This is a genomic window from Pseudomonas syringae group sp. 26L6 (assembly GCF_032587815.1).
GTDB classification, from domain to species: domain Bacteria; phylum Pseudomonadota; class Gammaproteobacteria; order Pseudomonadales; family Pseudomonadaceae; genus Aquipseudomonas; species Aquipseudomonas amygdali.
Map to the genome: position 1 here is coordinate 39,303 of NZ_JAWHPJ010000038.1, position 21,924 is coordinate 61,226.

A 21,924-nucleotide genomic window follows, 5' to 3' on the forward strand; every position below is an offset into this window, starting at 1 on the left:
GAATCAATAGCGTTCATGCAATTACAGTTGCCCGATCCTTAATTTTCCTGACGCCACAGGCACGGCTGAATGATGGATATCGTTTAATTTTATTGATGTGGCGATTGTCCGGTCTTGTTCCATAGTGCGCTCACTTTTACAGGAGCAACTGTTCATGCCAGGCACTCAAGGAGGAGTTCTTGAGGTTGATACACCTCTGGTTGTCGACCTCGATGGAACGCTGCTGCGTTCAGATTTGCTGTTTGAAACCGCAGTAGCTTTTATCCGCGGCCGACCACTACAGGTATTCAAGCTTTTTACCTGGCTGTTACAAGGCAAGGCGCCCCTCAAGCAAGGGCTGGCTCTGGGCACCGACATCGACATCGACATTGCGTTACTGCCCTACGATGCTGCGGTCATCGCTTATATCCAGACCAGTCGGCAGCACGGGCGCAGGGTGGTTTTGGCAACGGCCTCTCACGAAACCCTTGCCAACCAGATTGCAGCACACCTGCAAATGTTTGATCAGGTCTGGGCCTCGGACGGTAAAACCAATCTTTCTGCCCATCGCAAACGCGATTTGCTGGTCAGCCATTATGGTGAGGGCGGCTTTGATTACATCGGTAATTCCCGGGACGACCTGTGCATCTGGAAAGTCTCACGCAAGGCCATCGTCGCCAGCCCGCTCGCAGGTGTGGAGCGCGCGGCGCGGGCACAAGGAAACGTCGAACAGGTGATCAAATCCACATCGTCCCGACGCAGTGCGTGGTACAAGGCGTTGCGCCTCCACCAATGGCTGAAAAACACACTGATTTTTGTGCCCCTGCTCGCTGCTCACCAAGTCCAGAGCACGCAATTGCTGCTCGACGGATTGCTGGCATTTTTGTGTTTCGGGCTCTGCGCATCAAGCGTTTACCTGCTCAATGACCTGCTTGATCTGGCAGATGACCGCCACCATCGAAGCAAACGCGAGCGCCCGTTCGCCAGCGGTCAGTTGTCGATCGAATCCGGCTTACTGGTGATCCCGCTGTTGCTCGCAGCAGCCTTCGCCGGCGCGGCAATCATGTTGCCATGGCAATTTGCGGCGGTGCTGGCCGCCTATTACTTGCTGACGCTGGTCTACTCGCTTTACCTCAAGCGCCACATGGCAGTAGACGTCATTGTTCTGGCGATGCTCTACACCACGCGCATCCTGGCCGGTGCAGCGGCGTTTCAGTTGCCGCTGACGTTCTGGATTCTGGCATTTTCAATGTTTCTGTTTCTCAGCCTCGCGCTGGTCAAGCGCTATGCCGAACTGCGCGACGCGAGGCTGTGCGATGTGACCGTCAAGACACGCGGCCGCGGCTACTACCCGGGCGATCTGGACATGATCGCCTCCCTGGGTGCATCGTCGGGCAATCTGGCGGTAATGGTCCTGGCGCTTTACATCCATGAGGGCGCGACGGTTGCCCTGTATCAGCATCCGCATGTGATCTGGCTGGCCTGCCCGTTGCTGTTGTTCTGGATCACCCGGATCTGGATGCTCACCCATCGCGGCCAGATGAACGAGGACCCGGTAGTTTTCGCAATCCGCGACCGGCTCAGCCAGGGGATCGGTTTTCTGTTCCTGCTGGTGTTCTGGATCGCCGCATGAGCGCGCCTCTCTACTCCTGGGGGCGCTACCCGCAGGTTGCCCAGCAAGGTCATGACTGTGAGGCGGTAAATCGCTTGCCGGCGCACATCTCGGAAACACTTGCGCACCATCACACCAGCCTGCCGTTCGGCAACGGCCGTAGCTACGGCGACAGTTGTCTGGCAAGCAGTGGTCACGTACTGGACATGCGCAAGCTGGATCGCTTCATCGCCGCAGACTGGCAGAACGGCGTGGTGCAACTGGAAGCAGGCATGACCCTGTCACAACTGCTGGCGGCAGCAATCCCGCGCGGCTGGTTTCTACCGGTCACACCGGGCACGCAGTTTGTGACGATAGGCGGCGCGCTTGCCAACGACGTGCATGCCAAGAATCATCATCTACGCGGCACCTTCGGCTGTCATGTCATGCGTTTCGAATTGATCCGTCATGGCGAGCCGCCGATGGTTTGTTCGGCCGTGGAAAACCCTTTGTTTTTCGCTGCCAGCATCGGCGGCCTGGGCTTGACCGGCGTTATCAGTCGGGTCGAGCTGCAATTGATGCCGATCCGTACCAGTCAGATCAACAGCAAGGTGGTGCGTTTCGCCAATCTGGCAGAATTTTTTACCCTGTCGCACGAACTGGACGCGCAGCACGAATACAGCGTGGCCTGGATTGATTGCCTCGCGCGAGGCAGTAATAGCGGCCGTGGCGTGTACATCGTCGGCGACCACGCTCGTTACGGGTCGCTAACGGTCGATGCGCCCAAGCGTCTGAGCATACCGTTCATTGCCCCGCTTTCACTGGTCAACCATCTGTCCTTGCGTGCATTCAATTCGATCTACTGGCACGCCCATCCACAACAGGCCAAGGCCCGCCGCAGCGCGTGCGAAGCGTTCTTCTACCCGCTGGATCGCATCCAGCACTGGAATCGTCTTTATGGTCGCAAAGGGTTTCAGCAATACCAGTGCGTGATCCCCGAGCATTGCGCGCCCAAGGCCATGCAACTGCTGCTCGATGCGATTGCTGCATCGGGCCGGGGTTCATTCCTTGCGGTACTCAAGCGCTGCGGCGATATCGCTTCGCCGGGGCTGCTGTCCTTCCCGATGCCGGGTACTTCGCTGGCACTGGATTTTTCGCAGACGCGCGAGCTGGCCGAAACACTGTTCCCACGCCTGGATGCCATTGTCCGTGAAGCGGGTGGACGTCTATATCCGGCAAAAGATGCACACATGACCGGGAGCGATTTCCGCCAGGCCTATCCAGCCTGGGAGCAACTTGAAGCCCTGCGTGACCCTTCCTTGATGTCCCGCTTCTGGAAACGAGTGATGCCATGAAAAAAATTCTGATCATCGGCGCGACATCAGCCATCGCCCACGCCTGTGCCCGACTCTGGGCCGCGCAGGGCTGTGATTTTTTTCTGGTGGCGCGCGACATGGAGAAGCTCGACAGCAATGCAGCCGATCTCAAGGCGCGCGGTGCCGGGCGTATCGACACACACCGACTGGACGTTACGCACTTTTCAGAGCACCCGGCGATGCTGGCCGACTGTCTGGCTGCATTGGGGCAGATCGATATCGTCCTGTTGGCTCACGGCACCCTGCCCGACCAGAAGGCCTGCGAGCAATACGCAGGTCTGGCCATACAGGAATTCATCACCAACGGTGCATCGGTTATTGCCTTGCTGACCCTGCTGGCCAGGCATTTCGAAGTGCAGCGCTGCGGCACACTGGCAGTGCTTTCCTCCGTCGCTGGTGATCGAGGACGCCCTTCCAATTACCTGTACGGCTCGGCCAAGGCTGCCGTCTCGACGTTCTGCGATGGGTTGCAGGCGCGGATGTTCAAACTCGGCGTACACGTAGTGACCATCAAGCCGGGTTTTGTCGACACGCCCATGACCCACGGCCTGCCGTTGCCTGCCTTGCTGGTTGCGCAACCGGCAGCTGTTGCCGAGCGCATCGTCAAGGGCATCGCACGCCGGTCTACAAGCCTTTATGCGCCGGGCTTCTGGGCATGGATCATGTGGGTGATTCGCGCGATTCCACAGCCATTATTCAAAAGGCTCGACCTTTGAGCGACATGCCGCTGCTGTCAGGCTGGCGCTATCGGGCAGTGCTGCTGTCGGTCGTCGTCTCGGCACTGGGCTATCTGGGATTTTCCCTGTGGGGCGGTTGGCAGGCAGTCAGCGCAGCAACCGGCAAGGTCGGGGTGCAGGGCATTGGCTTGGTCTTGCTGATGTCGGCAATCAACTACGCGCTGCGCTTCGGACGCTGGCAGCTTTACCTTGAGGTGCTGGGGCATCCGCTTGCCTGGCGGCAAAGCCTGCGGATCTACCTGGCCGGCTTCGCCCTGACAACCACGCCCGGCAAGGCCGGCGAAGCACTGCGTGGCGTATTACTCAGGCCGCTGGGCGTACCGTACCCACAAAGTTTTGCTGCATTTTTCAGCGAACGCCTGTCCGATCTGCTGGCCATCGTGCTGCTGACGCTGTTCGGTCTGTCGTGGTACCCGCAGGCGCAACCCATGATTTTTATCGGCCTGGCGCTGGTTCTGGCGGGGCTGCTGGTGCTGTCTCAGGGTCATTTGCTAAAGCGCATGCGAGGTGCGCTGCCGACGGAGAAGAGCACACGACTGCACAGGCTGCGGCGGCAGCTGTTCGACATCCTGCTCGCCGCCCGTCAATGCCTGCACGGGAGAGTGTTGCTGACCGCCAGCCTGCTCAGTCTGCTTGCCTGGAGCGCCGAGGCACTAGCGTTTTACTGGATGCTTGGCTGGATGGGCGCGCAGATCCCACTGACGTTTGCCGTGTTCACCTATGCACTGGCAATGCTCGCCGGAGCGTTGAGCTTCATGCCGGGTGGCCTGGGCAGTGCCGAAGCAGTGATGGTCGGGCTGCTGATGTTCAAGGGCATGCCTGGGGCCGACGCGATTGCCGCCACGCTGCTGATACGTCTGGCGACCCTGTGGTTCGCAGTGGCGATCGGTGCCGTGATGCTTTCCCGATTCAACGCTGCAGCACCGGGACGTCAGCCTTGAGGCAGTAAAGCAGGCACCCGACACCTTTTGTTCACCTACGGAGGAGCTGTTCAATGCCACCCGATTCGCGCACCTCGATTGCCATGCCCCTGTTTCTGCTGGGTGCCGCCATCGCCGCAAGTTTTCTGGCCTCCAGCGGGCCGGTGCAATGGATGGACAATGGCATGTTTCTGGCCAACGCCCGCGAAGGCCATTATTTCAGTCAGTCGCTCGGACCGCTGGAGCATCCGCTTTATCAACTGCTCAACTCGGTATTCTTCACACTGTTCGGCTCACGCGCGCTCAGCCTGCTGAATTCGTTACTCCTCGTGCCGTTGGCATGGATTGTCTATCGACTGGCGCAAAGCCTCGGCGCCGGGCAACGTCAGGCCGTACTCGCTGGCGCAGCGACGGTATTGGCGCACGGAGTGTTCTGGGTGTCGACCAAAGCCGAGGTTTACCTGCTGCACACGCTGTTCGTACTGCTGGCTTATACGCTGCAGTTCAATGACAGTAACCGTCTGACGCCGCTGAAAAAGCTGTTCATGATTGGCGTGCTGACTGGAATGGCGGCCTCGACTCATCAACTGACCTTCGTGGTCCTGCTGCCGCTGTACCTGCATCTGCTGTACCTGTATAAAGCGCGCGTTTTGATCACCCTGCCCGGCTTCATGCTCGGCTTCGCAGCGGCGGCTGTCGCGGTGTTCAATGACCTGAACACCGGATTGGGCCTGCTGGATATTGCTCGACGTTACCTGACCGGTGCGTCCGCGACCATTGCGGGGCCGGAGTGGGAGGGTAGCCTGTTGCGTTTCGACGAACTCCTGGAGGAAAGGAACGCAGCCATACTGGTGCTGCTGTCACTGATAGGGCCGCAGTTGGCGGGGCTGCTGCTGTTTCCCAAGGAGAGTCGGCTGCGGTTGTTGTGGAGTGCGGCGCTGTTGAATCTGGTTTTTGCCATTTCCTATAACGTGACCGACCGTTTCACCTTTTTTCTACCCGGCGTGGCGATGCTGAGCATCATCGGCATGATTCAGCTGCGGCGGGTTTTGCCACACAATGTGACACGCAGCACCTTGCTCAATCTCTCGGTATTGTCCTCGCCGACAGTGGTTCTGTTGGCGTATTCACTTTACGCAAACGGGGTCATACATTTTCCTGAGCATAAGGAGAAGCTGCCCTATCGCGACGATATCCGTTATTTCATGGTGCCTTACCTGCGCGACCGCTCTGCCGAGCAGTTCGTGCGCGCCTATGAACAGGTCGTGCCCAACGGTGCGTTGATCATCGCCGACTGGACACCGATGGGTGCCATGCGCTCCGGGCAAGCCATCGGGCTGCTTGGCGGTCGCAGGCTGGCCATGTGCGACGACAACGTTGCCATTCGAGCGGCCTTGAACAGCAACGGCGTCTATCTGCCACGGTTGAGCTATTGCGGGACGCTTACACAGAACTACCGGCTGGAAGAACAGCCGGCAGGATATTCATTGCAGGCGAACTGATCATGAATGAACCTCTGACTCACATTCATGACACATTCGCGCATACTCTCAAGGCTGCCAGAGCGCCTGCCCGCCGCCCAGTTTGCGGTCCAGAAAACTGGCCGCGCTGATCAACGCCAGATGGCTCAGGGCCTGCGGTGTATTACCGAGATGATGAGCATGCGCGTCGAATTCTTCGGCGTACAAGCCCAGCGGGTTGGCGTAACGCAGCAATTGTTCGAACTCCAGATGCGCCTGCTCGACCCGACCGGCACGGGCCAGACATTCGACGTACCAGAACGAACAGGCAACGAATGCGCCCTCTTCGCCTGCCAGTCCGTCATCGTGATCATCATCGTTGCGATAGCGGAATACCATCCCGTCACGCACCAGTGCTGCCTCGATGGCGTCCAGCGTCGCCAGCCACTTCGGGTCATTGGCACCGACAAAGCGTACCAGCGGCATCAGCAGCATTGAGGCATCCAGATTGCGGCTGCCCTTGTGCTGCACGAAGTGGCCCAGGTCTTCGTTCCAGAAACTCTCCCAGATGTCGTTGTGGATCTCTTCACGTACCCTGGTCCAGCGCTCGAAGGGCCCCGACAGCGAGCGCTTGAACGCCAGGCGCAGTGCCCGGTCCAGTGCAACCCAGCACATCAGCCGCGAATGCAGAAAATGCTGATCGCCACCGCGCATTTCCCAGATGCCCACATCGCGGTCGCTCCAGTGTTCGCACACGTAGTCGACCTGGCGAACGACATGCTGCCAGCCATCATGGGAAATAGCGTCTCCATACTTGTTGGCCAGGTAGACGGCGTCCATCAGTTCGCCATAGATATCCAGCTGAACCTGCTTGTAGGCCTCATTGCCGATGCGTACCGGCTGAGCACCGCCGTAGCCGGACAAATGATCGAGATTGTCTTCCGGCAATTCTGCGTGGCCATCGAGGGCATACAGAATGCCGAGTTTCTCGGTCTGTTCACAGCAGTCATCCAGTCGCCCGCGCACCCAGCTCATGAAGGCATTGGCTTCATCGGTGTACCCCAGGCGCATGAACGCATACACGGTGAATGATGCGTCACGTATCCACGTGTAACGGTAGTCCCAGTTGCGCTCGCCGCCCTCGGTTTCCGGCAGACCGAACGTCGCGGCTGCGACAATGCCGCCATGCTTGCGCGAGGTCAGCAGCTTGAGCGCCAGCGCCGAGCGGGTGACCATTTCACGCCAGCGGCCCTTGTATTGCGATTGCCCGGCCCAGCGCCGCCAGAATTTCAGTGTGTCGTCGAAATAGCGCGAGCACTTGCCTGCCGCCACGTTCGGGTCGTCGATACCGCCAAGAATGAACTCGACGGTCTGGCCTTTATGCATGTGAAACTCGGCTACAGCGTCCTGCTGCTGCAGCTGTAGCGGCGTAGCGGCCGACAAGCGCATGCCTGGCTGCCCTTCGGCCTCGAAACAGATGTCCTGGCCATCGACGCGAGCGGTGGTTTCAGCACGGCTGTAGTCCATGCGTACCCGGCAGCGCATGCGAATGGTGGCCTCGCCAAAACGCACTTGAACCCTGCGCACGATGCGCGGCAGATCGTCCTGATCTTCACCGATCGGCATCAGGTCGGTGACTTCCACCACCGCGTCCTCGGAAATCCAGCGGGTTTGCAGGACATTGGTGTCCGGCAGGTAGATCTGCAGCCGCCTGGCGCCAGGCAAATCGGGCGCCAGCTGAAAGATCCCGGCATCGGGCGTATCCAGCAGCGCGGTGAAAATCGACGGGCTGTCGAAATCCGGCCAGCAGCAGAAATCGATGCTGCCGGTGTTGGCGATCAACGCGGCGCTGCGCATATCGCCGATGATGCCGTGGTCTTCGATACGGTTTTGCGCTTCTTGGGGAAAGTCAGCCATTGCCACGGAACTCCGGATAAAGGGTCATCCCGCCGTCGATGTACAGGGTCGTGCCGTGCACATAATCCGAGGCATCGGAGGCCAGCCAGAGCACGGCATTGGCGACGTCTTCGGGCTCACCGATACGGCCATAAGGGATCAGCTTGAGCATTTCCTTCTCGGCGTCGCCCTTGCGCGCGTCGGCATTGATCGGCGTGCGAATAGCACCCGGCGCGACGCTGTTGACGCGAATTTTCAGCTCGCCGACTTCCTGAGCGATGCTGCGCATTAACAGGTCGACGCCGCCTTTGGATGCAGCGTAATTGACATGCCCGGCCCATGGGATCAACTGATGCACCGAACTCATGTGAATGATCTTGCCCATCGCCCGTGACACATCAGGGCGCATGCCTTGCTTGATGAACTGGCGCAACGCAGCGCGGGCACAGAGAAATTGCCCGGTCAGGTTGACGTTGATGACCGTGTTCCAGTCTTCCAGGCTCATGTCGACGATGGCTGCGTCTTTTTGCAGGCCCGAGTTGGCGACCAGGATGTCCAATGCGCCAAAGTGCTCGATGGTCTGCGCAAACAGGCGCTCGACGTCTGCTTCTTTCGACACGTCGGCCCCGACAGCAAGGGCGCGACCGCCCGCTGCGCGAATCTCTTCAGCCAGCTTCTCGGCAGGTTCAGCCTTGGAGTTGTAATTGATCACCACCGCCGCCCCGGCGTCCGCCAGCGCTCGCGCGGCACCCGCGCCGAGACCGGAACTGGCTCCGGTGACGATAGCGACTTGTTGCTTGAGTGAGATATGCATCGAATTTCAGCCTCGGAGTAAGCGTACTAGTGCTGACTGACGAGGCTGAAAGTAAGTTCAGTTCGGCTTAGGGTGCCGGGTTGGGCTGAGTGGTATGAATGGCTTCGATGCCGGCGATGACCTCGTCGGACAGCGTGACGTCGATGCTCTCCAGATTGATCTTCAGTTGATCCAGTTTCGTGGCACCAATGATGTTGCTGGTCACGAACGGACGGCTGGTGACATAGGCCAGCGCCATCTGCGATGGATCCAGACCATGCTCGCGAGCCAGCGCGACATACTTGGCTGTGGCAGTGACGGCCTGCGGGTTGTTGTAGCGCTGGAAACGCTCGAACAGGGTCAGGCGGCCATCAGCCGGACGTGCACCGTCCAGGTACTTGCCGGCCAACACACCGAACGCCAGTGGCGAATAGGCCAGCAAGCCGATCTGTTCGCGAATAGCGATTTCTGCCAGACCCACTTCGAAGGTGCGGTTAAGCAGGTTGTAGGGGTTCTGGATCGAGACAGCACGTGGCAGATCGAGGGTTTCGGCAAGGTGCAGAAAACGCTGAGTGCCCCATGGCGTTTCGTTGGAGAGGCCGAAGTGGCGAATCTTGCCCGCCTTGACCAGATCGCCCAGTACCGACAGGGTTTCTTCGATTTCGACAGCCTGATCATCCGGGTCGTGGGTGTAACCCAGCATGCCGAAGAAGTTGGTCTTGCGATCCGGCCAGTGCAACTGGTACAGGTCCAGGTAATCGGTATTAAGGCGCTTGAGGCTGGCTTCCAGCGCCGCAGTGATGTTCTTGCGGTCAAGCCGCGGATTGCCATCGCGGATATGATCCATGCGACCTGGACCGGCGACCTTGCTGGCCAGTACCCAGTCGTTGCGGTCCCCATACTTCTTGAAGTACTCGCCGATGATGCTTTCGGTCTTGGTGTAAGTCTCGCCACGCGGCGGCACCGGGTACATTTCTGCCGTGTCTAGGAAGTTGACCTTGGCATCCTTGGCCATACGAATCTGTTCGAATGCTTCATCCTGGGTGTTCTGCTCGCCCCAGGTCATGGTGCCCAGACAGATCGCGCTGACCGACAGATCGGTTTTGCCCAATTTACGAAATTGCATCGATGTCTCCGTTTGATTCAAAAAGATACAGCTTGAAACAGGGCTCCCATAAAACGCCGACTGGTCATTCACTGCAACACTTTTTATCTAACGATAGCCTTGCGCCTGCAGATCGAACAGCGCGGCGTAGCGCCCTGCGGCGGCGATCAGGCTGTCGTGATCACCGCGCTCCAGCACCCGCCCATGCTCCAGTACCACGATATGTTCGGCGTTGCGCACACTGGAAAAACGGTGGGAAATCAGCAGCGTCATGCGTCCCTTGGCGTACTCGCGAAAGTGCTCGAATACCGCAGCTTCTGCCCCGGCATCCAACGCGGCAGTGGGCTCATCGAGAATCAGAATATCGGCATCGCGGCGCATATAGGCGCGTGACAGCGCGATTTTCTGCCACTGCCCGCCGGACAGCTCCTGACCGCCTGCGAACCAACGCCCCAATTGTGTGGCGTAACCCTTGTCGAGTTGTTCGATAAACTGCGCTGCCATGCCTTGCGCAGCGGCTTCGCGCCAGCGGGTTTCGTCGTGAAAGGCATGGGTATCGCCGACCCCGAGGTTTTCACCGACCAGAAACTGATAGCGGATGAAGTCCTGAAAAATCACGCCGATGCGCGACCGCAGGGCGTCTTCGTCCCAGTCCTGCAGATCGCTGCCATCCAGCAGAATGCGGCCTTGGTCGGGCTGATAAAGGCGCGTCAGCAACTTGATCAGGGTGGTCTTCCCCGAGCCGTTCTCGCCCACCAGCGCCACGCTACGACCCGGTGCAAGATGCAGATCGATGTTTTCCAGTGCTGCGCGGCTGGTGCCAGGGTAAGTGAAGCTGACGTTCTCGAAACGCATGCCATCGCCGGGCAGCGCACCCTGGGTCAGGCTGCCAGCAGACGGCGTGACCGGCTGACCGAGGTAAATGTACAGGTCGGCGAGGTACAGCCCGTCCTCGTACAAACCACTGATCGCACTCAGGCTGCTGCTCACAGCGGCCTGCCCTTGCTTGAACAGCACCAGGTACATGGTCATCTGCCCCAGGGTAATACGCCCATGCACCGCATCGACCACCACCCAGGCGTACGCCAGATAGAACGAAGCAGTGCCCAGCAAGCCGAGCAGAAAGCCCCAGCCATCACGGCGCACGGTCAAGCGGCGGTCTTCGGCATACAACCGTTCAAAGGTGTCGCGATATCGTTTGAGCAGCAGCGGCGCGAAGCCGAACAGCTTGACCTCTTTGATGTAGCCCTCGTGGGAGAGCAGTGTTTCGATGTAGTTCTGCCGACGGGTTTCCGGAGCACGCCGGGTAAACAGGCGGAACGCGTCGCCGGAAAAATGCGCCTCGGCAAAGAACACCGGCAATGCGCCGAGCACCAGAATCAGCAACGCCCAGGGCGAGAAATGCACCAGCAGTACGGCAAAGCTGATCAGCGAAATGAGGTTTTGCAGCAATCCCAGGGATTTGGTCACCAGTGCCAGCGGCCGTGTCGAGGCTTCACGCCGGACGCGCACGAGCTTGTCGTAAAACTCCGAGTCTTCGAACTGCGACAGTGACAGGGTCTGGGCCTTCTCCAGAATCAACGTATTGACCTTCTGCCCCAGCAACACCCGCAACAGCGCCTGCTGCACCGACAGCCCGCGTTGCGCACCGGCCAGCAGGGCCAGTACACCGGCCTCAAGCAACACATAACGCAACACCGGCCATAAAGGAGCCTCGCCAGTGCTGGCATGCAGTTGCATGGCACTGACCACCGCATCGACAATCCGCTGCCCCAGCCAGGCGGCCAGCGCGGGCAGCAAGCCTGCCACCAGCGTGGCAACGATCAAGCCAACGGAGAGCGCTCGGGACGTGGTCCAGACCAGATGCATGGCCCGTAAGGCCTGCTGCATGAACGACGTGAAGCGTTTGAAAACCGGCATACGTTAAAAAATCCTGAAGAGCCTTACATATAGGGGGCAGTTCACTGGAGCGCTCATCGTTATACACAAAGCCTTGAGATGACTATCGTGCCAATGCTCCGCGTTGGCATGCAGTTCGTGACGCTCTGCGTCACACATCTTCAGTCTGGTGAAACAGCAGGCGTAACCGGAGCTCAGGCCAGCATCTCGTACGGCCTGAATCAGGTGTCAAGGCTCTAATGTGTGACGCGGAGCGTCACGAACTGCATTACCACGCGGAGCGTGCTAACGATAATCGATGTGTGATCGCTTATTCCGGACTCACCCTCACTTCGGCGCACGCAGCACACAGCGTTCGCGGCGGTCGTCGACGCGCTCGGCGAACCAGGCGGTGGTCAGGTTGCGGGTGATTTTCGGGCTTTTCAGGGTGATGCCGGGCAGGATGGCTCTTGGCAAGGGCTTGCCTGCTGCCTTGTCCGCCAGTGCAAACATCTTGCTGTACAGATCGGTCTCTTCGAACTCCAGGGTATCGCCCTGCTTGAGCTGGTTCCATATCTGTGACTTGTTCATGCCCAGCCGGTCAGCCAGGGTTCGCACTGCCAGCTCGGTGGAGCCTGGCGAGGTGGAGTCGAAACGAATCAGATCGCCATCAAGCGCCAGCTCGATGCCGGTCGCACGACTCACCGCGTTCTGAAACGCGGCATTGCGACTGGCGTACCAACCGGCATTGAAATCGGCAAAGCGGTACAGGGACTGGGTGTAGTTCACCGGGTAACCCAGTAGATGAGCGATGCCGAAATACATGCCGCCACGGCGAGTAAAGACTTCGCGTCGGATCGAGCCATCCACCGTGTAGGGATAATCTTCCGCATGCTTCTCGGCAAAGGCGATGCTTACCTGCATCGGGCCGCCGGTCTTGACCGGGTTGAAATTGCCGAACAGTGCCTGGCCCAGCGGTACCATGCCGATGAAATCATCAAAGATCGCGCTGAGGTCTTTCTCTGTGCGGGCTGAATCGAGGCGTTTGCCATAGGTCTTGCCGTCTGGTGAACGTACGCGCAATGCAGTGGCTATCAACGCATTGGGGATATGCAAGCGCGCCGCGCGGCGGTTTATTTCGGCACGGGCAATGCGGCCCATGTCCGGCACCGCAGGATCGACCTGAAAGGTTGACTCCTGTTCGGTCACAGCCAATACCGAGCACAGGTTTTCGGTGGTCATCGGAATTTTCTGCGCGGCAAATGCGGCATGGATATCCGTTGCCCAAGCCTGCCGATCCGTAACAGTGGCAGGCATCAGGCGCACGATCTGCGCACGCGCCTGTTCCGGGCTCAGTTCCGGTTCCTGCACACGCTGGGTGCCACAACCTGCCAGCACCAGCAGCCCGACGCTCAGCATGAGCGATTTGCTTAGCCTTCGATTCAATCCATGACTCCTGCCAGGTTCGCGCTTTACCGCACCGTTCACTTCAGAAGGCTTTAAAACACCGACCAGTCGATCCTCGCGCTGAGTTTTTCCAGCGCAGCCATACCGACAAGGGAATTGCCCGCCGCGTTCAACTCCGGAGACCACACACAGACCGAAGCGCGCTCCGGCACAATCGCAACGATACCACCCCCTACTCCGCTCTTGCCTGGCAGGCCGACACGATAGGCAAAGTTACCGGCTTCGTCGTAAAGACCGCTGGTGGCCATGATCGAATTGACCTGAGTGGCCTGGCGTGCGGTGAGTATCTGCTCGCCACTGTGAGTGCAGAAGCCCTGATTGGCCAGAAAACCGAAGGCCTTGGCCAGATCAATGCAATTCATGCTCAGCGCGCAATGGTGGAAATAGCTGCGTAGCACGTCTTCCACATCGCCATGAAAATTGTCGAAGGACTTCATCAGATAGGCCGCTGCGGCGTTGCGCGAACGGTGCTGGTATTCGGATTCCGCAACTTTGGAATCGGAGGTGATCGCCCGGTTGCCGCACAGGCGTCGAACGAAGTCACGCATTGACAGCGACGGCGCCGCAAACCGTGCCTGATTGATGTCGCAGATCACCAGCGCGCCGGCGTTGATGAAGGGGTTGCGCGGCCTGCCCCGTTCGAATTCCAGCTGCACCAGCGAGTTGAACGGCTGGCCGGAGGGCTCGTGCCCCAGGCGCTGCCAGATGTCCTCACCGGAGTGCCCGATGGCCTGCACCAGGCTGAACACCTTGGAAATACTCTGTATCGAAAACTGCGTTTCGGCATCACCGGCGCTGAACACCTGGCCGTCGTTGCCGTACACCGCAATGCCCAGTTGATCAGGCCGCACCCCGCCCAGCGCCGGAATGTAATCGGCCACCTTGCCCTGACCAAGCAAGGGTCTTACTTCATCGAGGATTTCGTTCAGCAGGTCTTGCATGTGTGCGCCCCATGTTTTGGCTGCGCACACTACACCAACCCCAGGCGCCTCGCATCACTGTGTTGCAGGCTCAGTCCCGGTAATCGGTGCCGCTACGCTCCAGCTCGCGGATCAGCGCATTCCAGTGTCGGGCGACACCCGGACCATTACCGTCCTTGATGGCCTTGGCCTGCTCTTCCACTTTGGCGATGACCTCCCGGGGCGGAAACACCAGCTCTGCGTTGCCGGCAGACTGCGCTGCAATCTGGATGTTGCAGGCGTACTCGAGGGCATGCAGCTGCTGGAATGCGTGCTCTACACTCACCCCGCCGGTGAGCAAGCCGTGATTGCGCAGGATCATCACGCTCTTGTCACCCAGGTCCGCGACCAGTCGTTCACGCTCGCTCAGGTCCAGCGCAATGCCTTCGTAACCGTGATAGGCCACGCGCCCGGAGAAGGCAATGGAGTGCTGGGAGATCGGCAGCAATCCGTCCTTTTGCGCCGACACTGCGATACCGTCACGGGTGTGGGTGTGCAGCACCGCTTGCAGGTCATGGCGCGCAGCGTGAATGGCACTGTGAATCACGTAACCGGCGTAGTTGATACCCAGCCCTGTCGGGTCATCGACAATCGTGCCGTCGATGTCGACCTTGACCAGATTGGATGCGGTGATTTCATCGAACAACAGGCCAAACGCGTTGATCAGAAAGTGCTCGTCCGGCCCCGGTACCCGCGCCGAGAAGTGTGTATAGATATGGTCGGTCCAGCGCTTGAGCGCGGCCAGCCGATAGGCCGCCGCCAACTTGACCCGGACTTCCCATTCCTGCGGCGAAACCCTGTCACGCACACTGCCGCCACCCGACGGCGTAGTACCTGGCTGGAGTGGCAAAGCGCTGACGTTGCTCATAATGTTGCTCCTTGGTGACTGCTGACTGGCCAGCCAGACTAGGCGCATTACAAATCAATTAAAAATCACATTTACTTCTAAGCTAATTATAAAAAATAAGAATATTAAGAATGACTGGTGTATAGGCTTCCCAAGCGCATCAGGCGGTCTATTCATATTCGTTAAGGTTATTTAAATAAATTTTTATATAGCGATATGCTCCAGAAAAGTCCGTTTCCGTTTTGGAGCCATGCATGTCAAAACCTGCCCCCTTTCTACCCCGTTTCAGCCGTCTGGCAGCGGCCATCGGGCTTGGTGCCGCGCTATTGACCGGAACGCTGATTGCGCCCGCCAGCGCACAGGCTGAAGGCGAAATTCGCATCGCCGAGCAATTCGGCATCGTCTACCTGCTGCTCAACGTGGTGCGCGATCAACAATTGATCGAGAAACACGGCAAGCAAGACGGCCTGGAGATCAAGGTGGACTGGACCCAACTGTCCGGAGGTTCGGCGGTCAACGATGCGCTGCTGTCGGGCTCCATCGATGTTGCCGGTGCAGGGGTTGGCCCGTTGCTGACCATCTGGGACCGCACCAAGGACAGGCAGAACGTCAAGGCGGTCGCATCGCTGGGCAACTTCCCCTATTACCTGGTGAGCAATAACCCCAACGTCAAAACCATCGCCGACTTCACCGAAAAGGACCGCATCGCGGTGCCGGCAGTCAGTGTTTCAGTGCAGTCACGCTACCTGCAATTCGCCGCCGCAAAACTTTGGGGTGATAAGGAATACGCACGCCTGGACAAGTACACCTTGAGCCTGCCGCACCCGGACGCCGCCGCCAGCCTGATCGCGGGTGGCACCGAATTGACCGGGCACTTTTCCAACCCGCCCTATCAGGATCAGGAACTGAAAAACCCCAACGTGCATGTCGTGCTCAACACTTATGACCTGCTGGGGCCTAACTCTCCCACCGTACTGTTCGCCACCGAGAAATTTCGCAACGAAAACCCGAAAACCTACAAGGCCTTCATTGAAGCGCTGGCCGAGGCAGAAGCTTTCGTCAGTAAAGACATCGGGGCTGCCGCCGACATCTACCTGCGCGTCACCAAGGCGAAGATCGACCGTGCCGAACTGTTGAAGATCATTCATCAGCCGGAGTTTCAATTCACCATCACGCCGAAGAACACCTACCCGCTGGCCGAGTTTTTGTACCGTGTCGGCGCGATCAAGAACAAGCCAGCGTCGTGGAAGGATTACTTTTTTCAGGATGCCACCCCGTTGCAGGGCAGTTGAGTTCTCGCACTGATCCTTATACGCAACAGTCGCTCGGCGTATAGACAAGTCCGGATGACGGGCTTCTGCCCGGAGGGCGTGGGAGCGTCGCCCGGTCCGCTCCCACGGCCTTCGGCCAGAATCAAGAGCGGACTTGTGTATCACGCGAAGCATTGGGACGACAATCAGCGACAAATCAAATTACCAGTTGTACGTCACCTTGCCGTAGTAAAACGCCCCGCTATACCCGTAAGGCGAGAACGTGCTGTAAGCCAGGTTGCCGCCGCTGGACGAGAAGTCGTTGAGCTTTTCGGGGTACTTGTCGGTGACGTTATCGCCGCCCAGGGTGAAGACCCAGTTCTTGAGTGTGTAGTCTACTGCGAGGTCCAGCAGCCACGCAGCGCTGAAGGTCTGATCGTTGACCTTGTCGGCCTGGTAGCTGGTGAACTCGCCGTAGCGAACCAGGTTGGAATGCAGTGCCCAGTTACCGAACGTCAGATCATTGCCCAGCGTCAGTTTGTGCTGCGGAGTGGTGTCACCCAGCAGACCGATGCGCTCCCTGCGATCCACCCGAACCAGATTCACCCCTAACTGATCGAGAATCGCCGGGTTGGCTTTCACGTCGGTGACTTTAGTGTGGTTGTAGTTGTAGCCCACTGTGCTGTTCCAACGGACGCCGTTATCGAACTGGTAGCGGTAATTGGCGACCAGATCGACACCATCGGTGCTGGTGTCTGTGGCGTTGGTGAAATAGCGCGCGCTGGTGTAGTTGATATCACCCACGCCATTGCTGCGCAGGTAGTTGATGGCCGTGTTGTTGAGCACCAGGTTAGAGGACAGCGAGATACGATCCTGAATATCGATGCGATAGACGTCGGCGGTCACAGTCAGGCTGTCCAGTGGCTGGAGCACCAGGCCCAGGCTGTAGTTGCGCGACTTTTCGGGCTTGAGGTCTTCGGCGCCTAACAGTTGCGCAACGTTACTGCCGGCCGGAAACGTGCCCGCTTCCTGGATAGTGTTGCCAATCAGTTGTGACGAGGTAAAGGTGAAATTCTGCTGCGCCAGTGAAGGGGCGCGGAAGCCTGTCGATACGCTGCCTCGCAAAGCCACCTGCGGGGTGAAGTCATAACGCGCCGAGAGCGAGCCGCTGACGTTGGAGCCAAAATCGCTGTAGTCCTCGTGGCGAACGGCAGCCGACACACCGAGCTTCTCGGTCAGGTTGGTTTCCACATCCAGATACTGGGCGAAGTTGTGTCGCGAGTAGCTGCCTGCATCGGCGGCGCGGAAGCCGCCCAGCCCGGAACTGCCGGTCTGAAAATACGACTCGGCCTGCCCCGCCTCGATCTGATAACCCTGGTGCAGGTATTCGGCGCCGAACGCGACCGACACCGGGTAAGGCAGCCATGCCGCGCTGAACTCCCGCGACAGATCGAAGCCAAGTTGCTTCTGATCGTTGGTCAGCGTGCCGTTATCGAACGAGCGCGGCGTGTTCAGGCCAAGTGACGTATTGATGGTTTTGGTGCGCAGTTCATAGGTATTTTTCCCGTAGTTGGCAGACACGTCGTAGTGCCAGTCATCCGCCAGCTCGCCGCGTAATCCCGCTACCAGCGAGGTGTCTTCCAGCGTGCCGTTAATCAGTGGCAGATAACCGTTGGGGTAAATCGCAGCGATGTTGTTGGAGGCGTTGCTCGGCCGATAAAACGCGGCCGTTTCACCACGGCGCTTGCTGTAGCCACCGAAGCTGTAGAACTCCGCCGCATCGTTGAAACTGTACTCGGCGTTGTATTGCAGCTTGCCCTCGTGGGTTTGCGGCTCACCCTGACGGAACACCTGCTGACCGTAAGTAGTGGAACCTATGCTGGAAGTACGAAAATCATCACCGGCACGGTTGGTGTAGTCGTTGTTGGAGCCTTCACCCGACAGGTTCAACGTGCCGTTGTCGCCCAGCGCGAAACCGGTGTTGCCGGACACCTGACGCTGAATCCCGTCGCCCTTCTTGTATTGGCCGTATTTGCTGGAAATCGAGCCGCCATGATCGGCGCTTTTGAGGATGATGTTGATCACCCCGGCAATCGCATCGGAACCGTAACGCGCTGAAGCACCATCGCGCAGCACTTCGATGTGGTCAATGGCAGACAGCGGAATGGCGTTCAGGTCGGCAGGTGCCGAACCGCGTCCCACCGCCCCACCCAGGTTGACAAAGGCCGATGTGTGGCGGCGCTTGCCATTGACCAGCACCAGCACCTGATCCGGCGACAGCCCGCGCAATTGCGCCGGTCGGGTCAGCTCGGCACCGTCCACCAGGCTGGGCCGCGGAAAGTTGATCGAAGGGATCAAGCGCGCCAGCACCGTGCCCAATTCGCTGGAGCCGGAACTGCGCAGGCTGTCGCCGGAAATCACATCGATGGGCGACAGCGAAGCACTGGCGGTGCGCTCCTGCGCCCGAGTGCCGGTAACGATTACCGTGCTCAGGGTGGATGCGCCCTGGCTGTTTTGCTCATCTGTTGCCTGTGCAGCATGAGCGCTTGCACTGATGCCTGCGACGCTCAGCAAATTGGCTGAAAAAATCGCCGTTGCCAATACACTCCGTTTGAAACTCCCCATACCACTACCCCTTGAAAATCCTTGATCCAGAAACTCTGTTCTGGTTACAACGAGCGATCCGTGCGGCGGACGGTAGCGATCATTACAGTGTCTGATTGGTGTTCCGGAGGTCCGATGCTTTATAGCTTAATGACATTGATTTAAATATTTAAATATCAATAAAGAATAAGCATCTACATTTGTGTCCAGACTGAAAAATGCCGGAAGCGCGGACAAAAAAAGGCCGCACCTGCCTGAGGATGCGGCCCAAAACTGATGAAGCTGATGGACGAAGAATTGCTTACTTTGCGGTGATCACCGACAGTTTGGTAATGCCTGCGCGTTCGATGGAAGCCATGGCTCGTGCCACTTCGCCGTAATTCACGCCATTGTCCGCCTGCAACTGCACGCGCACGTCAGGGGCCTTGTCCTTGGCCGCCTTGAGGCTGGTTTCCAACAGATCTGGTTGAATTTCATCCTTGTTGATGAACAGCTTGCCCTGCCCGTCGATACTCACCACTAGCGGGTCTTTCTGTTCCACCGGCGCAACCGATTCGGTCTTGGGCAGGTTGATCGGAATCGAGTTGGTCAGCAGCGGCGCGGTCACGATGAACACCACCAGCAGCACCAGCATCACGTCCACCAGCGGCGTAACGTTGATCTCGCTCAGCACTTCATCGGTATCTTGTGTGGAGAAAGCCATCTCAGGATGCCTCCTTCACTTTCTGGCCGGCCTGCCCGCCTATAGCGCCAGACTTCAGGACCGGATGCAGCAGCACGCGAAATGCACTCTTCTGCGCCAGGCTATAGAAGTCGTGGGCGAAGTCATCCAGGTCAGCAGCGGTCAGTTTCAGGCGCCGCAGGAAGTAGTTGTAAACCAGTACCGCAGGCACGGCGACGGCGATGCCGACACCGGTTGCCACCAGCGCTGCGCCGATAGGACCGGCAACGGTTTCCAGGCTTGCCGAACCGGCAGCACTGATACCCTTGAGCGCCGACATAATGCCCCAGACCGTACCGAACAGGCCGATAAACGGCGAGGTGCTGCCAATACTGGCGAGAATCGCCAGACCGGTCTCCAGCGAGCGGCGCTCCCGAACGATCTGCTGACGCAGGGCACGTTCAAGGCGGTCCTGATGGTTGATGGACTGACTGAGGTCGTTAGCCTGCGCGCCGTCCGGCACCTGAATGGCGGCGTAACCGGCCAGCGCAACACGAGCAGCAGCGCCGGGCTGTTCCTGGGCCAGTTGCGCGGCCGAATCCAGGCTCGATGCAGCCCAGAATTGCTTGTGGAACTTGCGGTCCTGGGACTTCAGGCGCGAGAACTGCACACCTTTGAGCAGGGCCAGGCCCCAAGTGGCGACGGAAAAAATGACCAGCAGCCAGATGACCGCGTGTTCGATGGATTCAAAAGGCGAAGCAAGTAGGTTCATGGCGCAGCTCTCTTTATGAACGAAGTCTGAACAAGGCATTGGGGTGTATCGCGATGCGCCTTTGGTTCAGGTAGCTCGCCGGGTCAATCGAATATCGTGTTTATTGGAACTTGAAACGTTATTTGATCTTGAAATCGATCGGCACACTGACCCAGCCGTCCTGGGCGACGTCGCCTTGTTTGGCGGGCACGAAACTCCAGCGCTTCACCGCTGCCAGCGCTGCGTCATCCAATTGATCGCGGCCGCTGCTTTTCTGTATCTGAATCTCGCCGGGCTTGCCGCTGGCCAATACATGGACGCGCAACAGCACGGTGCCTTCCCAGCCGCGGCGCATTGCCAGCGACGGGTATTCCGGTGCCGGGTTGCGCAGATAGCCAGCGCTGGCAGAAGCCGGAGTTACCGGTTTTGGCGCGGGCGGTGCGGGAGCGGCAGGTGCAGCGACAGGTGGCGCGGGCACCGGTGGGGCCGGTTGCTCGACCGGTTTTGCCACTGGCTTGACGACCGGTTTGACCACCGGCTTGGGCGGCTGCGGCTTGGGTTTTGGAATCGGTTTGGGCGGTGGCGGCTTGACGGCCAGTTCATCTTCGACCGGGGGCGGCGGCTCGACCACAGGCTGCACGACAGGCTCGGGCGGTGGCGGCGGCGTCTCCACAACCGGCGGCGCGGGCTGAGAGAACTCGATGGTCATCGGCGGGATTTCCGGCGGCACGACCGGCAATGCGGGTGTCGGGTTCTGGCTCAACCAGTAGATGACCGCGCCATGAAATACCAGCGCCAGTGCACCCAGCAGAATGGCTTCGCGTCGTCCAAGTATGGGTTTGGGGGTGCTTTGCAACCGCGATAACGCCAGAGGCGCACGGAAAGGACGCCCCAGATCGACCAGGTCGCCACTCGGCGTCTGGCGCCAGGGCACATCATGTGCGCTGGCTGCGGTCTGGACATTGCCCATTGATACACTCCTGCATTTTCATGATAAAAATCCAGGTTCTGTTGGTATCAGTCACCTTTCCAAAGTTGATGTGGCAAGGCAATCATCGCTGAAAGAGGCTTGTTCCTGAAAAGAATATTTGGTTCGCCGGTTAGACTTTAAATGAATATATGAACCAGCGCAGACCGTGATGCCAGAGCGTGAGGAACGATAACCTCAACTATCGTGCGACGCAGAGTTGTGACGCGGAGCGTCACGAGAGGCATTCCCACGCTGGAGCGTGAGGAACGATAGTCGTCAGGTAGATCAACTATCGTGCGACGCTCCGCGTCGCATGCCGTTCTGGACGCTCTGCGTCCTCTCTTGAATTGCAGTGCGGCGCAGAGTTGTGACGCGGAGCGTCACGAGAGGTATTCCCACGCTGGAGCGTGAGGAACGATAGTCGTCAGGTAGATCAACTATCGTGCGACGCTCCGCGTCGCATGCCGTTCTGGACGCTCTGCGTCCTCTCTTGAATTGCAGTGCGGCGCAGAGTTGTGACGCGGAGCGTCACAAGAGGCATTCCCACGCTGGAGCGTGAGGAACGATAGTCGTCAGGTAGATCAACTATCGTGCGACGCTCCGCGTCGCATGCCGTTCTGGACGCTCTGCGTCCTCTCTTGAATTGCAGTGCGGCGCAGAGTTGTGACGCGGAGCGTCTC

The 21,924-nt window shown here is 58.9% G+C and carries 17 protein-coding genes; 6 read left to right on the forward strand and 11 right to left on the reverse strand.

All coding sequences use genetic code 11. From position 1 onward, the window contains the following. Nucleotides 1–154 precede the first annotated feature (154 nt). The 5 genes from RYA97_RS17475 to RYA97_RS17495 are packed head-to-tail and all read left to right on the forward strand — an operon-like array spanning nt 155 to nt 6,105. Nucleotides 155–1,612: a UbiA family prenyltransferase gene (locus RYA97_RS17475; protein ID WP_316892780.1), complete on the forward strand. Its 1,458-nt coding sequence runs from the start codon at nt 155–157 to the stop codon at nt 1,610–1,612. Next, complete coding sequence (locus tag RYA97_RS17480) at nt 1,609–2,925, forward strand: FAD-binding oxidoreductase (RefSeq protein WP_316892782.1); 1,317 nt, start codon at nt 1,609–1,611, stop codon at nt 2,923–2,925. The genes RYA97_RS17475 and RYA97_RS17480 overlap by 4 nt, the downstream gene beginning before the upstream one ends. After that, the gene (locus RYA97_RS17485; RefSeq protein WP_005744202.1) at nt 2,922–3,662 is read left to right on the forward strand and encodes an SDR family oxidoreductase; all 741 of its coding nucleotides are present in this window, start codon (nt 2,922–2,924) and stop codon (nt 3,660–3,662) included. Before RYA97_RS17480 ends, RYA97_RS17485 begins: the two co-directional genes overlap by 4 nt. Then, the gene (locus RYA97_RS17490; RefSeq protein WP_316892785.1) at nt 3,659–4,624 is read left to right on the forward strand and encodes a lysylphosphatidylglycerol synthase transmembrane domain-containing protein; all 966 of its coding nucleotides are present in this window, start codon (nt 3,659–3,661) and stop codon (nt 4,622–4,624) included. Before RYA97_RS17485 ends, RYA97_RS17490 begins: the two co-directional genes overlap by 4 nt. A gap of 53 nt (nt 4,625–4,677) precedes the next feature. Beyond that, nucleotides 4,678–6,105 (forward strand): DUF2723 domain-containing protein, encoded by a 1,428-nt coding sequence (locus tag RYA97_RS17495; RefSeq protein ID WP_010192038.1) that lies wholly within the window; start codon nt 4,678–4,680, stop codon nt 6,103–6,105. A 48-nt stretch (nt 6,106–6,153) separates the two neighbouring features. On the opposite strand, the gene RYA97_RS17500 is transcribed toward RYA97_RS17495, so the two are convergent. The 7 genes from RYA97_RS17500 to RYA97_RS17530 all read right to left on the reverse strand — a co-directional run bounded on the left by RYA97_RS17500 (nt 6,154) and on the right by RYA97_RS17530 (nt 15,029). Beyond that, nucleotides 6,154–7,980: a glycoside hydrolase family 15 protein gene (locus RYA97_RS17500; protein ID WP_316892786.1), complete on the reverse strand. Its 1,827-nt coding sequence runs from the start codon at nt 7,978–7,980 to the stop codon at nt 6,154–6,156. After that, the gene (locus RYA97_RS17505; RefSeq protein WP_005733527.1) at nt 7,973–8,773 is read right to left on the reverse strand and encodes an SDR family oxidoreductase; all 801 of its coding nucleotides are present in this window, start codon (nt 8,771–8,773) and stop codon (nt 7,973–7,975) included. The genes RYA97_RS17500 and RYA97_RS17505 overlap by 8 nt, the downstream gene beginning before the upstream one ends. A 67-nt stretch (nt 8,774–8,840) precedes the next feature. Next, nucleotides 8,841–9,878, reverse strand: a complete 1,038-nt coding sequence (locus RYA97_RS17510) for an NADP(H)-dependent aldo-keto reductase (protein WP_005783099.1) — start codon at nt 9,876–9,878, stop codon at nt 8,841–8,843. 87 nt (nt 9,879–9,965) lie between these two features. Beyond that, nucleotides 9,966–11,777, reverse strand: a complete 1,812-nt coding sequence (locus tag RYA97_RS17515) for an ABC transporter ATP-binding protein (RefSeq protein WP_004665547.1) — start codon at nt 11,775–11,777, stop codon at nt 9,966–9,968. 306 nt (nt 11,778–12,083) lie between these two features. Then, nucleotides 12,084–13,154 (reverse strand): DUF1615 domain-containing protein, encoded by a 1,071-nt coding sequence (locus RYA97_RS17520; protein ID WP_016980408.1) that lies wholly within the window; start codon nt 13,152–13,154, stop codon nt 12,084–12,086. A gap of 80 nt (nt 13,155–13,234) precedes the next feature. Next, entirely contained in the window at nt 13,235–14,143 is a 909-nt protein-coding gene (gene glsB, locus RYA97_RS17525) for a glutaminase B (protein WP_002553827.1), read from the reverse strand. 70 nt (nt 14,144–14,213) lie between these two features. Beyond that, the gene (locus tag RYA97_RS17530) at nt 14,214–15,029 is read right to left on the reverse strand and encodes a class II aldolase/adducin family protein (RefSeq protein WP_002553828.1); all 816 of its coding nucleotides are present in this window, start codon (nt 15,027–15,029) and stop codon (nt 14,214–14,216) included. 233 nt (nt 15,030–15,262) lie between these two features. Between RYA97_RS17530 and RYA97_RS17535 the strand changes: the two genes are divergently transcribed. Beyond that, nucleotides 15,263–16,300 carry an ABC transporter substrate-binding protein gene (locus tag RYA97_RS17535; protein WP_316892787.1) on the forward strand — a complete coding sequence of 346 codons (1,038 nt, stop codon included), beginning with the start codon at nt 15,263–15,265 and terminating at the stop codon, nt 16,298–16,300. A 180-nt stretch (nt 16,301–16,480) separates the two neighbouring features. On the opposite strand, the gene RYA97_RS17540 is transcribed toward RYA97_RS17535, so the two are convergent. The 4 genes from RYA97_RS17540 to RYA97_RS17555 form a co-directional block, all read right to left on the reverse strand. Beyond that, complete coding sequence (locus RYA97_RS17540; RefSeq protein WP_016980405.1) at nt 16,481–18,883, reverse strand: TonB-dependent receptor plug domain-containing protein; 2,403 nt, start codon at nt 18,881–18,883, stop codon at nt 16,481–16,483. 280 nt (nt 18,884–19,163) lie between these two features. Beyond that, on the reverse strand, nt 19,164–19,565 hold the full coding sequence (locus RYA97_RS17545) for an ExbD/TolR family protein (protein WP_002553831.1): 402 nt from the start codon (nt 19,563–19,565) through the stop codon (nt 19,164–19,166). A 1-nt stretch (nt 19,566) separates the two neighbouring features. Then, on the reverse strand, nt 19,567–20,295 hold the full coding sequence (locus RYA97_RS17550; protein WP_316892789.1) for a MotA/TolQ/ExbB proton channel family protein: 729 nt from the start codon (nt 20,293–20,295) through the stop codon (nt 19,567–19,569). Nucleotides 20,296–20,413: 118 nt separating this feature from the next. Further along, nucleotides 20,414–21,244 carry an energy transducer TonB gene (locus RYA97_RS17555; RefSeq protein WP_005779650.1) on the reverse strand — a complete coding sequence of 277 codons (831 nt, stop codon included), beginning with the start codon at nt 21,242–21,244 and terminating at the stop codon, nt 20,414–20,416. Between the last annotated feature and the right edge of the window lie 680 nt (nt 21,245–21,924).

What these genes read in the sequence shown, in the direction of transcription:
- RYA97_RS17485 (WP_005744202.1), top strand. Translation starts at nt 2,922, where the DNA reads ATGAAAAAAATTCTGATCATCGGCGCGACATCAGCCATCGCCCACGCC.
- RYA97_RS17530 (WP_002553828.1), bottom strand. Translation starts at nt 15,029, where the DNA reads ATGAGCAACGTCAGCGCTTTGCCACTCCAGCCAGGTACTACGCCGTCG.
- RYA97_RS17480 (WP_316892782.1), top strand. Translation starts at nt 1,609, where the DNA reads ATGAGCGCGCCTCTCTACTCCTGGGGGCGCTACCCGCAGGTTGCCCAG.
- RYA97_RS17555 (WP_005779650.1), bottom strand. Translation starts at nt 21,244, where the DNA reads ATGGGCAATGTCCAGACCGCAGCCAGCGCACATGATGTGCCCTGGCGC.
- RYA97_RS17510 (WP_005783099.1), bottom strand. Translation starts at nt 9,878, where the DNA reads ATGCAATTTCGTAAATTGGGCAAAACCGATCTGTCGGTCAGCGCGATC.
- RYA97_RS17515 (WP_004665547.1), bottom strand. Translation starts at nt 11,777, where the DNA reads ATGCCGGTTTTCAAACGCTTCACGTCGTTCATGCAGCAGGCCTTACGG.
- RYA97_RS17535 (WP_316892787.1), top strand. Translation starts at nt 15,263, where the DNA reads ATGTCAAAACCTGCCCCCTTTCTACCCCGTTTCAGCCGTCTGGCAGCG.
- RYA97_RS17505 (WP_005733527.1), bottom strand. Translation starts at nt 8,773, where the DNA reads ATGCATATCTCACTCAAGCAACAAGTCGCTATCGTCACCGGAGCCAGT.
- RYA97_RS17500 (WP_316892786.1), bottom strand. Translation starts at nt 7,980, where the DNA reads ATGGCTGACTTTCCCCAAGAAGCGCAAAACCGTATCGAAGACCACGGC.
- RYA97_RS17540 (WP_016980405.1), bottom strand. Translation starts at nt 18,883, where the DNA reads ATGGGGAGTTTCAAACGGAGTGTATTGGCAACGGCGATTTTTTCAGCC.
- RYA97_RS17495 (WP_010192038.1), top strand. Translation starts at nt 4,678, where the DNA reads ATGCCACCCGATTCGCGCACCTCGATTGCCATGCCCCTGTTTCTGCTG.
- RYA97_RS17550 (WP_316892789.1), bottom strand. Translation starts at nt 20,295, where the DNA reads ATGAACCTACTTGCTTCGCCTTTTGAATCCATCGAACACGCGGTCATC.
- RYA97_RS17520 (WP_016980408.1), bottom strand. Translation starts at nt 13,154, where the DNA reads ATGCTGAGCGTCGGGCTGCTGGTGCTGGCAGGTTGTGGCACCCAGCGT.
- RYA97_RS17475 (WP_316892780.1), top strand. Translation starts at nt 155, where the DNA reads ATGCCAGGCACTCAAGGAGGAGTTCTTGAGGTTGATACACCTCTGGTT.
- RYA97_RS17545 (WP_002553831.1), bottom strand. Translation starts at nt 19,565, where the DNA reads ATGGCTTTCTCCACACAAGATACCGATGAAGTGCTGAGCGAGATCAAC.
- glsB (WP_002553827.1), bottom strand. Translation starts at nt 14,143, where the DNA reads ATGCAAGACCTGCTGAACGAAATCCTCGATGAAGTAAGACCCTTGCTT.